Genomic DNA, 12920 nt, shown 5'->3' on the forward strand with positions numbered 1-12920 from the left:
GTCGCAATCGATCAGGCCCCCGGCCGCCGGGTCAGAGGGCGCTCGCGTCCCCATCGGTCGCGTCGTCGATGACGCTGACATGGGCCGCCACCACCTTCCATCCATCGGGAAAGCGCAGCCAGGTCTGGCTCTGGCGTCCGACGCGGCCGGGGGCCGCCTCGCGCCGGAACAGCGTCATCGCCACGGCGCAGTCGCGGCCGAAGGTGGTGATGACGGTGCCAGAGAGGTCGCGGGCGAGGCCCTGCGAGGGCCGCGCCCGGCGGAAGGCGCGGATCGCGTCCATGCCGTAGAGGTTCTCCGCCGCGCCGTAGCGGATCGTGCGGGGATCGTCGTGGAACAGCCGTTCGAGCGTCGCGACGTCGTTGCTCACGAGCGCCGCCTCGTAGAGCGCGAAGACCCCCTCGACCTCGGCCTTCACCGCGGGATCGTCGATGATCATCGCGTGTCCTCCACGGCCGCGACCGGCGCCCGGACCGCGCCCTCGCGTTCGAGGTGATGCGCCACCCGCAGGCAAAGCGCCTCGTTCCAGGGCGCGGCGATGACCTGCACACCGAGCGGCAGGCCGCCGTCGAGCCAGACCGGCACCGCGGCCACGGGCAGGCCGATGAACGAGATCGGCTGCGTGAACACGCCGATATTGGGCCGCACCGGCATTTCGACGCCGTCGAGGACGAAGGTCGTCTGGCCGGAGCGCGGTGCCCGGACCGGCGTGCTCGGCGCGAGGATCACATCGACCTCGCGGAACAGCGCCAGCACGGCGTCGCGATACCAGCGGCGGAACAGCTGCGCCCGCTCGACGAAGGGGGCGGGCAGCATCGCCCCGGCGATGAGCCGGTCGCGCACCGCCGGATCGAAGTCGCCGGCCCGGCCGCGCAGCCGGTCGAGATGCAGCGCGGCGCCCTCGGCCGCGGTGATCAGGTACGCCGCCGCCCGTGCGCGGGCCGCCTCCGGGATCGCAATGCTGCGGCGCGCGCCCAGCGCGCGGGCGACGTGCGCGACGGCGGCGAAGGCGTCCGGGTCGCCCCCTCGCGCGAAGTAGCCTCCGGCCACCGCGATGCGCAGATCGGCGACGCCCCGGTCGAGGTCCGGCGCCGCGGGCTCGGCCGGGCGGGGCGCCATGGCGGGGTCCTCGGGGTCGGGGCCCTGCATCGCGTCGTAGGCGAGGGCGAGATCGCGGCTCGAGCGCGCCATCGGGCCGAGATGATCGAGGCTGCCGACGAAGGGGAAGCTCCCGGCCCGGCTCAACCGCCCGTAGGTGGGCTTGAGCCCGAAGCAGCCGCAGAAGGCGGAGGGCACGCGGATCGAGCCGTTGGTGTCCGAGGCCAGTGCGACCGGCACCAGGCCGGCGGCCACCGCCGCGCCCGATCCGCCGGACGAGCCGCCGGACATGTGGCCGAGGGCGTGCGGATTGCGGGTGTTGCCGTCGTGGATGTTCTCGCCGGTGAAGTCGTAGGCGTACTCGCCCATGCCGAGCGTCCCGACCAGGATGGCGCCCGCCGCCTCCAACCGCCGGACCAGGGCGGCGTCTCGGGAGGCCGGCGCCCGCTCGCGATTGATCCGCGAGCCCGCCCGCGTCGGAAGCCCGGCGACGTCGAACAGGTTCTTGACCGCAAACGGCACTCCGGCCAGGGGGCCGAGCCTGTCGCCCCGAGCCTGCGCGGCGTCGAGGTCCGCGGCGCGGGCGGTGGCGCGCTCGGCCAAGCGCTCGGTGAAGCTGTTCACCGCCGGATCGATGCGGGCGATGCGATCCAGCGCGGCGGCGACCACGTCGCGGGCGCTGACCGTCCCCGCCGATACGGCCCCGGCAATGTCGGCGGCCGGGGCGCGGCTCCAATCCGTCGTCGCGCTCACGCCGTGTAGACCGGCGCCGCCTCGGCGGTGTCGGGCAGCGGGAACCCACCGACGAGCGCTGCCGCCGCGTGGAGCACCCGCAGGTTGGCGACGACCGACCCGGTCCAGGCCGGATCAAGGGTGAGGCCCAGCAGGGCTGCCGCCGCGGCGGCGTAGGTGTCGAGATCGGGCGTCGGCGTCTCCGCAGCGTGATCGGTCATCGGCATCCTCGGGGATCGGGCGCTTCGCGGCCGGTCCGGTGCAATGGCCGCGCCACTCCGGCGGGGCCCGCCCACGGCGCGTTCCGCCGTTCAGGAGCGGCTCACGCTTGGCCGAGGGCGGCGGTCACCGCGGTGGAGCGCGAGACCCAGCCGAAGATGCCGCCCTGGGCCTTGATCATGGCGAGGCCCGCCTCGTGAAAGGCCGGAATGTACGAGCCGCAGGCATCGGCGACGACGACGCAGCGATAGCCGCGGTCGTTGGCCTCGCGCACGGTGGTGTGCACGCAGACTTCCGTCGTCACGCCGCAGACGATCAGGGTCTCGATGCCGCGTGCCTCCAGCAGGGCCGCGAGCCCGGTCGCGTAGAAGGCACCCTTGCCCGGCTTGTCGATCACCGGCTCGCCGCCGAGGGGGGCCAGTTCGGGGACGATGTCGTGGCCGGGCTCGCCGCGGATCAGAATGCGGCCCATCGGGCCCGGCTCGCCGTCGGCGCGCCGCGCTCCAGCTTGGCCGGCGGGGCGTCCGAGAGATCGGGCGCGTGTCCCTCGCGGGTGTGGATGACGAGGAGGCCGGCCGCGCGCGCGGCGGTCAGGACGGCGCGGGCGGGCGGCACCGCGGCGGCGAGCAGCGAGACGTCGTTGCCCAGGCTCTCGCCGAAGCCGCCGGGTTCGAGGAAGTCGCGCTGCATGTCGATGACGACGAGGGCCGTCCGGGCCGGATCGAACGGCAGGGGTGCGGGTTCGGCGTCGAGAAGGGGCTGCGGGGCGGGCATGGGCTACCTCGGAGCGATCGCGCGGGGCCGGAGGCCGGAGCGCGTCCGGGCCGCCGCGATGATGGCGCTCGGCTCCCGAAAAATCGTGCCCGATCATCGTCTCCGATGCACGAAGTGTCGTCAGGCTGGCGCCGGGCTGTGCATCCGGCGGCGGCATACCGTCGGCTCCCGTCGCATCGCGCGAATGGCCGTGCTCGCAAACGGCTTCCACTCCGCGGTCCTGCCGGCATCATGTCCATGACATGCGCAGCATGAGCGGATGGTGGGCGGCCTGGAAAAGGTTCCATGGGGGGCCCGTCGCGATGAAGGCTCGTCCGCCAACGCCTGCCGGCTGTAAAAAGGAGTCCTGATCCCGGCCATGCACTGGCGACCCAGCCGGGCAAGTCCGAGAATGTGTTGCGGATTTGTGACTTGTGCTGCCGCGCCGGCGCCGAGGGCCGCGGCCTGCATTGTGTTGGCACCCCCGTTGCTGCCGCCCGATCCACGGAAGGTCCGGGAGAACGAAGAATGTCGGTTCGAGGGCTTGCAGCGGTTGCGCTGTCGCTATTCACGGTCGGTACGGCGGTTGCGGCCGATCTCGGGGAGAAGCGGGCGCCCGAGGCGGTGGCCGCGAAGGAAGTGCCGTTCTTCCTCTTCGCGGACACGCAGGTCAGCTACCGCTACCAATTCCCGACCGTCACGCCCGGCATCCAGATCCAGCGCCCCGACGGCAGCTTCCGCTCGCGCGAGGCGCCCAAGCACATCCTCAACATCTCGCACGCGGATGCCTGGGCCTACGGCACGAACTTCTTCACCCTCGACATCCTGAAGTCCGGTTCGCAATTCCCCGCCGGCACGACCAACGCGCCCGGCGGCATTCCGACCTTCGCCGATTACGGCAACACCGAAGCCTACGGCCTCTACCGCGGCACGCTCAGCCTGAACGCCCTGACCAACACCAAGGCCTTCATGGTCCCGGGCATCGTCAAGGAGGTGTCGCTCTCCTTCGGCTTCGACGCCAACTCGCAGAACGACGCCTTCGGCTCGAAGAAGCGCGACGTCGTCGGCGGCCTGAACTTCGCCTTCGACGTGCCGGCCGGCTTCCTGAACCTGTCGGTCCACGCCTACAAGGAATGGAACCGCAACGGCTTCAACACGCAGCCCGACCGCGACCAGAGCTTCAACACGGTCCCCGAATTCGAGATCGTCTACAGCCTGCCGCTGACCTTCACCGGCCTGCCGCTGACGCTGGCCGGCTTCAACAACATCGTCCTGCCCAAGGGCCGCGGCATCAGCAACAACCCCGCCGCCTTCGCCTTCAACCCGCCGCGCGGGCTGGAATTCCTGTCGCGCACCAACCTCGTGCTCGATCTCGGCAAGCTCGTCTACGATCAGCCCAACAAGGTCGATGTCTTCATCGGCTTCCAGTACTGGCTGAACAAGTTCGGCAATCAGGAGAGGGCGACTTTCAAGGGCACCGAGGAGAAGAGCTTCCTCGCCGGCGTCGCCTTCCACATCTTCTGATCCCCGACAGGAACACGAGGCCGGATGATGGAACCGAGTGCCCGCCCCCGCCGTCTCTGGCTTCGCGATCCGTTGGCAATCCTCGCGGACGGGGCCGGCGGCGGGCTCGTAGTGGAGGGCACCCGCATCGCCGAAGTGGTGGCCGCGGGCGCCCGGCCCGCCCACCCGGTCGATGAGACGTTCGACGCCTCGCGCCACGTCGTCATCCCCGGCCTCGTCAACACGCATCACCACTTCTTCCAGACGCTCACCCGCGCGCACCCGATCGCGATCAACAAGCCGCTCTTTCCCTGGCTTCAGGCGCTCTACGGGATCTGGCCGAGGCTGACGCCGGACGCCTTCCGGCTGGCGACGCGGCTCGCCTATACGGAACTGCTGCTGTCGGGCTGCACCACGGCGGGCGACCACCATTACCTGTTCCCGCGAGGGCTTGAGGCGGCCGTCGACATCCAGGTCGAGGAAGCGCGCAGCCTCGGCATCCGCGCCTTCGTCACCCGCGGCTCGATGAGCCTGTCGGAGAAGGACGGCGGCCTGCCGCCCGAGACGCTGGTGCAGGACGACGACACCGTCCTGGCCGACAGCGAGCGGGTGCTCGGCCTGTTCCACGATCCCGCGCCCGGCGCGATGGTGCAGATCGGGCTCGCCCCCTGCTCGCCCTTCAACGTCACGAAGCGGCTGATGCGTGAGAGCGCGGCCCTGGCCGAGCGCCACGATTGCCGCCTGCACACCCATCTCGGCGAGACGCTCGACGAGAACGCCTTCTGCCTGGAGGCGTTCGGACAGCGCCCGGTCGACTATCTCGAAGAGGTCGGCTGGATGGGGCCGCGGGCCTGGCTCGCCCATGGCATCCACTTCAACGACGAGGAAGTGAGGCGCCTCGGCGCGGCGGGCGTCGGCGTGTGCCATTGCCCGACCTCGAACATGGTCCTCGCCTCGGGCCAGTGCCGGACCTGCGAGCTGGAGGCGGCGGGTTCCCCGGTCGGCCTCGGCGTCGATGGCTCGGCCTCGAGCGACAGCTCGAACCTGATGGAGGGCGTGCGCCACGCCCTGATGATCAACCGCCTGACCTACGGCGCCGAGGCGGTGACCCATCTCGACGCCCTGCGCTGGGCGACGAAGGGCTCCGCCGCCTGCCTCGGTCGCAGTGACATCGGCCGGATCGAGCCCGGCCGCGAGGCGGATCTGGCCTTGTTCACCCTCGACGAACTCCGCTTCTCCGGCGCCCACGATCCGCTCGCGGCTTTGGTGCTCTGCGGCGCCCACCGGGCGGACCGGGTGATGGTGGCGGGGCGCTGGCGGGTGATCGACGGGCAGCCCCTCGGTATCGAGACGGGGCGCCTGCGCGAGGAGCACGGCCGGCTGGCACGCACCCTGTTCGGAACGGCGTGATGGCGGCCGCATCCGCCGTGCCGGGCCTGCGGGAAGGCCCGACCCCGCTCTTCGGGGCCTACGGCATCGTCAAGCGCTTCGGCGCCTTCACCGCCAATGACGGCATCGATCTGGAGATCCGCGCCGGGGAGATCCACGCCCTGCTCGGCGAGAACGGCGCCGGCAAATCGACCCTGATGAAGATCCTCTACGGCCTCCTGGAGCCGACGGAAGGCGTCGTCACGCATCAGGGCGACATCGTGCGGCTGGCGAACCCCGAGGCCGCGCGGGCGCTCGGCATCGGCATGGTCTTCCAGCACTTCTCGTTGTGCGAGAACCTGACGGTCGCCGAGAACATCGCCCTCGTCATGCCCGCCGGGCTGACGGGCCGGGCGCTGGCGGAGCGGATCGCCCGGCTGGGCAAGGATTACGGCCTGCATCTCGATCCCGCGCGGCCGGTCTGGTCGCTCTCGGCGGGCGAGCGCCAGCGCATCGAGATCGTGCGCTGCCTGCTCCAGAACCCGAAGCTCGTGATCCTCGACGAGCCGACCTCGGTGCTGACGCCGGGCGAGGCGGAGGTGCTGTTCTCGGTGCTGGAACGCCTGCGCGACGAGGGCCGCGCCGTGCTCTACATCTCCCACCGGCTCGACGAGGTGCGCCGCCTCTGCACCCGGGCGACGATCCTGCGGGGTGGCCGGGTCGTCGGCGCCTGCAATCCGCAGGCGCAGACCGCCCGCTCGCTCGCCGCGATGATGGTCGGCACGGGGGTGAGCGAGGTGCGGCCGAAGGCGGCCCGTGCGGGCCGCGCCGAGCGCCTCGTGCTGGAGCGTCTGTCGCTGCCCGCGCCCGGCCTGCACGGGACGCCGCTGCGGGACATCGCGCTCTGCGTCGCGGGCGGGGAAATCCTCGGCATCGCCGGCATCGCCGGCAACGGGCAGGCGGAGCTGTTCGACGTCCTGTCCGGCGAGAGCCGGGCCCCGGCGGCCGGGGCCGTGCGCCTCGACGGCCGGGCGGCGGGCCAGCTCGGCGTCAATGCCCGGCGCCGGCTCGGAGCCGCGTTCGTGCCCGAGGAGCGCAACGGCCACGCCGCCGTCCCGTCCATGACCCTGTCGGAGAACGCGCTGCTCTCCCGCCACGCCACAGCGCCACTCACTTGGCTGGGCCTGCTGCGGCTTGGCGCAGCGCGGGCGCTCGCCCGGCGGGTGATCGACGCCTTCGACGTGCGCGGCGCCGGCCCGGACCCGGCGGCCGGCACGCTCTCGGGCGGCAACCTGCAGAAATTCGTGGTGGGGCGCGAGATCCTGGCCGAGCCGGGCATCCTCGTCATCAACCAGCCGACCTGGGGCGTCGATGCCGCCGCCGCCGCCCATATCCGGCAGGCCGTGCTCGATCTCGCCGGCCGCGGTGCCGCGGTGATCGTGATCAGCCAGGATCTCGACGAGCTGTTCGAGATCGCGGACTCGATCGCCGTCCTGCATGCCGGCGCGCTCTCGCGGCCCGTCCCGACCGCTGCGACCAGCCGCGCGGCCCTGGGGCTCCTGATGGGCGGGGCCGGCGAGCCGGAGCCGCAGTCCGGCGAACCGCAATCCGACGAACCTTCGGCACCTGCGATCCGAACCGCCGCGCCGGTGCATTGAGCCCCTGCCGGACCCGATCCCCCTAGGTGCGAGAGCCGAGCCAGGAATGAACGGGATGCGCGATGCGCCTTGATCTCCTCCCCCGCGCGCGCCGGTCGCCCTGGCTCGACCTGCTCGCGCCCGCGCTCGCCTTCCTCGCCGCGGTTCTGATCGGCGGGATCGCGGTGGCGGCCCTCGGCGTCCCGCCGGAACAGGCCTTCCTCACCTATTTCGTCGCGCCCTTGAGCGAGGTCTGGTCGCTGCAGGAGGTCGCGCTGAAGGCCGCGCCGCTCGCCCTGATCGCGACCGGTCTCGCCTTTTGCTACCGCGCCAACCTGTGGAACATCGGGGCGGAGGGCCAGTACGTGGCCGGGGGCCTCGCGGGCGGCTGGGTCGCGGTCGCCGCGCACGGCTTCCAGGGGCCCACCTTCTGGATCCTGCCCGCGATGCTGCTCGCCGGCACGCTCGCCGGCATCGCCTATGCGATGATCCCGGCGCTGCTGCGGGTCAGGCTCGGCGTCTCGGAGATCCTGACCAGCCTGATGCTCGTCTACGTCGCGCAATTGCTGCTCGATTACATGGTGCGCGGGCCCCTGCGCGATCCGCAGGGCTACAACTTCCCGCAAAGCGTCGGCTTCGAGGACGCCGCCCGGCTGCCCCTGCTGATGGAGGGCGAGTCGCTCCATGCGGGCGTGCTGATCGGCCTTCTGGGAATCGTGCTGGCGGCCCTCGTCCTGGCGCGCACCCTGTTCGGCTTCGAGGTGCGCGCCGTCGGCGCGAGCCCGCGGGCGGCGCGCTTTGCCGGCTTCTCGGACGCGCGCCTGACGCTCTCGGTCTTCGCGATCTCCGGCGGCGCGGCGGGTCTTGCCGGCATCTGCGAGGTGGCCGGGCGGATCGGCCAGCTCCAGCCCGAGATCTCCCCCGGTTACGGTTTCACCGCGATCATCGTCGCCTTCCTGGGGCGCCTCAGCCCGCCGGGCATCCTGCTTGCAGCGCTCGTCATCGCCCTGACGACGATCGGCGGGGAGGGGGCGCAGATCGACCTGAAGCTGCCGCTCGACCTGACCCGCGCCTTCCAAGGGCTGCTGCTCTGCCTCGTGCTCGGGGCCGATGTGCTCACGCGCTACCACGTTCGGATCGTGCCGGGCGGCACGAGCACGCGGGTGACACCATGAGCCTCGACATCGTCCAGATGGTGCTCGTCACGGTGCTGGCGGCGGCCACCCCTTTGATCCTGGCCGCCATCGGCGAACTCGTCGTGGAGCGCGTCGGCGTGCTCAATCTCGGCGTCGAGGGCATGATGGTGTTCGGCGCGGCCGCCGGCTTCGCCGTCGCCACCGAGACCGGATCGACCGGGCTCGGCGCCCTCGGCGGGGCCGGAGCGGGCCTGCTGCTCGCCGCGCTGTTCGGCGTTCTCACCGTGGGGCTGGCGGCCAATCAAGTCGCCTCGGGACTGGCCCTGACCATCCTCGGGCTGGGGCTCTCCGGCCTCGTCGGCGCCGGCTATGTCGGGATGAAGCGCGATCCCGCGCCCCATCTCCACCTGCCCGGCTTCACCGACCTGCCGGGGATCGGCCGGCTGCTGTTCGGACAAGACGCCTTCGTCTACGCGGCCCTCCTCCTCGTCGCGGGGGTGTGGTGGTTCCTCTGGCGCACCCGCGCCGGGCTGACGCTGCGCGCCATCGGTGACGATCACACCGCGACCCACGCCCTCGGGCTCAAGGTGCGCAAGGTCCGCTTCCTCGCCGTTCTGTTCGGCGGCGCCTGCGCCGGGCTGGCGGGCGCCTACCTGTCGCTGGCCTACACGCCGTTCTGGGCGCCAGCGATGACCGCGGGACGGGGCTGGATCGCGCTCGCGCTCGTGGTCTTCGCCTCCTGGCAGCCGCTGCGGGTGGCCGCGGGGGCGTTGCTCTTCGGCGGGGCGACCGTGCTCCAGCTCCACGCCCAGGCCGCGGGTCTCGGTCTGCCCGGCCAGCTGCTCTCGGCGGCCCCCTACCTCGCTACCATCCTGGCGCTGGTCCTGCTGTCGCTCGGCCGGCGCCGGGGCGGCTCGCTGGCGCCGGCCGCGCTCGGCCGCGTCTTCGCCCCGAGTCGATGAGGCGGGCCGCCCCGGAGGATGGTTGGCGCGAAAGGATGCATGGGCGGACGTCTTTTTGGGCGCATCATCCGATTCGACAGGATTTTCCCTGACGGTTGATCGGAGTTTCGGTGCTGAAACTTTGCTCTTTTCTCCGCCTGGAACCGGATCAATGCTGGCCAAGATTGTGCAGCCGGCCTTGAAAGACGGATCACGCCTCGTGTCAGCCCATTCTTTCTCCCGCAGGCACCTGCTCGGCGGTGCGGCCGCCCTCTCGCTCGGCGCGCTGCCTTTCGGCCGCGCCCGGGCCGCCGGCCCGCTCACCGTCGGCTTCATCTATGTCGGGCCGAAGGACGATTACGGCTACAACCAAGCCCACGCCCAAGGGGCCGCCGCCCTCAAGGCGATCCCCGGCCTCCAGGTCGTCGAGGAGGAGAACGTCCGCGAGACCACCGACGTCCAGAAGTCCATGGAGAGCATGATCAACTTGGACGGGGCGGGTCTCATCTTCCCGACCTCCTTCGGCTATTTCGACCCGCATGTGCTGATTGAGGCCAAGAAGAACCCGAAGGTGCAGTTCCGCCATTGCGGCGGCCTCTGGACCGAGGCGAACCCGAAGAACGCCGGCTCGTATTTCGGCTACATCGCGCAAGGGCAGTACCTGAACGGCATCGCCGCCGCCCACGCCTCGAAGTCGAAGCGTCTCGGCTTCGTCGCCGCCAAGCCGGTCCCGCAGGTGCTCAACAACGTCAACGGCTTCCTCATCGGCGCGCGCAGCGTCGACCCGTCCATCACCCTGCAGGTGATCTTCACCGGCGAATGGTCGCTCGCGGTCAAGGAGGCGGAGGCGACCAACGCGCTCATCGACGGCGGCGCCGACGTGATCACCTGTCACGTCGACGGCCCCAAGGTCGTGGTCGAGACCGCCGCGCGGCGCGGGGCCTTCGTCTGCGGCTACCACGCCGACCAGTCGGCGCTCGCCAAGGACAAGTACCTGACCGGCGCCGAGTGGAACTGGGCCTCGATCTACAAGGGCTTCGTCGCCGACATGCAGGCGGGCAAGGCGCCCCCGAACTTCGTGCGCGGCGGCCTGCCGGACGGATTCGTGAAGATGAGCCCCTACGGGCCCGCGGTGTCCGAGGCGGCACGCCGCAACGCCGACGCGGTCAAGGCCGAGATGATGAAGGGCGGCTTCGCCATCATCAGGGGCCCGCTCAAGGACAACAAGGGCAACGAGATCGCCGGCCCCGGCACGGCCCTGGCCGAGAACGCGATCGAGCTGGAGAAGACCAACTACCTCGTCGAGGGTGTGAAGGGCTCGGCCTGATGCGGCCCCCGCCGTCGCGCGGTGCCGGCGAGCCTGCGCATCGGGGTGGGGCGGTGAGGACGGCCTGGCACGGTTTCTGCCGCTCGGCGGGCGAGGACTGAGCGATGGCCGCTGACACCACCGCCCCTGCACGGCCGCTCGTGGAGAGCACCGTGAGCAGCCCGGACCATCCGCCGGCCTCGCTCCAGGCCCGGGCCTGGCTCGCGCGCCGGGCCGAGGCCCTGGCGATCCCGATCGGAGCGGTCATCGCCGGCTTCCTGCTGTTCTCCCTCTTCCTCCTCGCCCTCGGAAAGAGCCCGCTCGCTTTCCTCGACCTCGTCTGGCGCGGCGGCTTCGGCTCGCCCTTCGCCCTTCAGAACAGCCTGCAGCGTGCCGCGCCCCTGCTGCTCGCCGCGCTCTGCGTGGCTCTGCCCGCCCGGCTCGGACTCGTGGTGATCGGCGGCGAGGGCGCGATCGTGCTGGGAGGCGTCGCCGCGGCGGCTGCGGCGCAGCCGCTCCAGGGTTTTCCACCGATGCTCGCGGTGCCGCTGATGGCACTCGCCGCGGCAGGGGCCGGGGCGGCCTGGATCGGCGCCGTCGGCGCGCTGCGCGCCTATCGCGGCGTCAACGAGACCATCGCGAGCCTGCTGATGTCCTACATCGCGATCGCGCTCTCGAACCACCTGATCGAGGGCCTGCTGCGCGACGCCGGCAGCCTCAACAAGCCCTCCACCTGGCCGATCGGCGAGGCGTTCGCGGTCGGCCCCATGCCGGGCCTGGAGGTTCACTGGGGCCTCGGCATCGGCATTCTCGCCTGCCTGGCCGCCTACGGGCTGACCGAGCGCACCACGATCGGCTTCGCCGCGCGCATCGCGGGCGGCAACGTGCGGGCCGCGCAGATTCAGGGATTGCCGGTCGGGCGGCTCGTCGTCGGCTTCACCGCGCTCGGCGGCGCCTGCGCGGCGCTGGCCGGTTTCTTCGAGGTCGCGGCGGTGCACGGCAACGCCAACGCCTCGCTCAATGCGGGCTTCGGCTATACCGGCATCCTCGTCGCCTTCCTCGCCCGCCACAATCCCCTGGCGATCCTGCCCGTGGCCTTCCTGCTCGGCGGCATCGAAGCCTCGAATGGGCTGATCCAGCGCCGGATGCAGCTGCCCGACGCCACGGTCCTCGTACTCGAAGGGCTGCTCTTCCTCGTCGTGCTCGTCAGCGAGACGCTCTACGGGCGCTTCAAGCTGTTCAGCCCGCATCTCTGGGCCGAGAAGCGCGGAGCGGCGTCGTGAGAGCCGGTAGGGGGCCGACGGAATGAGCGACGATCTCGGCCTGGGAACCGTGGTGCTCGCCGTGATCGGCGGGGCGATCCGCGTCTCGACGCCGTTCCTGTTCGTGAGCCTCGGCGAGACCATCACCGAGCGCTCGGGACGCATCAATCTCGGGCTGGAGGGCATCCTCGTCTTCGGGGCGATGTCGGCCTACGCCACCGCCGTGCTGAGCGGGAGCCCGTGGGCGGGCGTCGCGGTCGCGGGACTCGCGGGCGGCGCCTTCGGTGGGCTGCACGGCTTCATCTGCCGCTTTCCCCGCGTCAACGACGTGGCGATCGGCATCGCTCTGATGCTGTTCGGCTCGGGCCTCGCCTTCTTCCTCGGAAAGCCCTTCATCCAGCCCTCGGCCCCGCCGCTGCCGGCGATCCCCCTCGGCTTCTGGTCCGATCAGCCGCAGGTGCAGGCGGCGCTGCGCGTCAACGTGCTGTTCCTGGCCGGTGCCGCGCTGGCGGTGTTCCTGTGGTGGGCCTTCCGCAACACGAAGGCCGGTTTGATCCTGCGCGTCGTCGGTGACAGCGCGGAGGCGGCGCGCGCCATGGGCTACGACGTCGACCGCGTGCGGCTTCTCGCGACCGCCGTCGGCGGCGTGCTCGCCGGGATCGGCGGCGCCTATCTCTCGCTCTACTATCCCGGCTCCTGGAACGAGGGCATCTCGTCCGGGCAGGGTCTGATGGCGGTGGCACTCGTCATCTTCGCCCGCTGGAATCCGCTCGCCTGCTTCGGGGCGGCCCTGATGTTCGGCGGCGCCGGGGCGCTCGGGCCGGCCCTGCAATCCGTCGGCATCTCGCAGGGCTACTACCTGTTCTACGCCGCGCCCTACGTCCTCACCCTGGCGCTCCTGATCGCCACCTCCTCGCCGGACCGGGCGCTGACGGGCGCGCCGGGCGAATTGTCCCTCAAGTAAG

At 71.4% G+C, this 12920-nt stretch carries 11 protein-coding genes and 1 pseudogene; 8 read left to right on the plus strand and 4 right to left on the minus strand.

The window, feature by feature from the left end; translation table 11 throughout:
- Positions 1-31: 31 nt before the first annotated feature.
- The 4 genes and pseudogenes from hpxZ to E4V01_RS08560 all read right to left on the minus strand — a co-directional run bounded on the left by hpxZ (position 32) and on the right by E4V01_RS08560 (position 2823).
- Positions 32-439, minus strand: coding sequence for an oxalurate catabolism protein HpxZ (gene hpxZ / locus E4V01_RS08545; protein ID WP_060769347.1), 408 nt, complete (start codon positions 437-439; stop codon positions 32-34).
- On the minus strand, positions 436-1851 hold the full coding sequence (locus E4V01_RS08550) for an AtzE family amidohydrolase (protein ID WP_135298065.1): 1416 nt from the start codon (positions 1849-1851) through the stop codon (positions 436-438). Before E4V01_RS08550 ends, hpxZ begins: the two co-directional genes overlap by 4 nt.
- Positions 1848-2051 (minus strand): DUF4089 domain-containing protein, encoded by a 204-nt coding sequence (locus tag E4V01_RS08555; RefSeq protein WP_060772204.1) that lies wholly within the window; start codon positions 2049-2051, stop codon positions 1848-1850. The genes E4V01_RS08550 and E4V01_RS08555 overlap by 4 nt, the downstream gene beginning before the upstream one ends.
- Positions 2052-2152: 101 nt before the next feature.
- Positions 2153-2823: pseudogene (locus E4V01_RS08560) on the minus strand (cysteine hydrolase family protein).
- A gap of 507 nt (positions 2824-3330) precedes the next feature.
- On the opposite strand from E4V01_RS08560, the gene E4V01_RS08565 reads away from it, so the two are divergent.
- The 8 genes from E4V01_RS08565 (at position 3331) to E4V01_RS08600 (ending at position 12919) form a co-directional block, all read left to right on the plus strand.
- Entirely contained in the window at positions 3331-4326 is a 996-nt protein-coding gene (locus tag E4V01_RS08565; protein WP_135298066.1) for a hypothetical protein, read from the plus strand.
- 24 nt (positions 4327-4350) lie between these two features.
- Positions 4351-5715 (plus strand): 8-oxoguanine deaminase, encoded by a 1365-nt coding sequence (locus E4V01_RS08570; RefSeq protein WP_135298067.1) that lies wholly within the window; start codon positions 4351-4353, stop codon positions 5713-5715.
- A complete protein-coding gene (locus tag E4V01_RS08575) occupies positions 5715-7331 on the plus strand; it encodes an ABC transporter ATP-binding protein (RefSeq protein ID WP_135298068.1) in 1617 nt (538 codons plus the stop codon). The genes E4V01_RS08570 and E4V01_RS08575 overlap by 1 nt, the downstream gene beginning before the upstream one ends.
- Positions 7332-7393: 62 nt before the next feature.
- Positions 7394-8485 (plus strand): ABC transporter permease, encoded by a 1092-nt coding sequence (locus tag E4V01_RS08580; RefSeq protein WP_135298069.1) that lies wholly within the window; start codon positions 7394-7396, stop codon positions 8483-8485.
- The gene (locus E4V01_RS08585) at positions 8482-9408 is read left to right on the plus strand and encodes an ABC transporter permease (RefSeq protein ID WP_135298070.1); all 927 of its coding nucleotides are present in this window, start codon (positions 8482-8484) and stop codon (positions 9406-9408) included. Before E4V01_RS08580 ends, E4V01_RS08585 begins: the two co-directional genes overlap by 4 nt.
- A 199-nt stretch (positions 9409-9607) precedes the next feature.
- On the plus strand, positions 9608-10714 hold the full coding sequence (locus E4V01_RS08590; protein WP_135298071.1) for a BMP family ABC transporter substrate-binding protein: 1107 nt from the start codon (positions 9608-9610) through the stop codon (positions 10712-10714).
- A gap of 104 nt (positions 10715-10818) precedes the next feature.
- Complete coding sequence (locus E4V01_RS08595; protein WP_060769355.1) at positions 10819-11976, plus strand: ABC transporter permease; 1158 nt, start codon at positions 10819-10821, stop codon at positions 11974-11976.
- A gap of 22 nt (positions 11977-11998) precedes the next feature.
- Complete coding sequence (locus E4V01_RS08600; RefSeq protein ID WP_135298072.1) at positions 11999-12919, plus strand: ABC transporter permease; 921 nt, start codon at positions 11999-12001, stop codon at positions 12917-12919.
- Position 12920 lies beyond the last annotated feature (1 nt).

Source organism: Methylorubrum sp. Q1 (genome assembly GCF_004683995.1).
GTDB lineage: Bacteria > Pseudomonadota > Alphaproteobacteria > Rhizobiales > Beijerinckiaceae > Methylobacterium.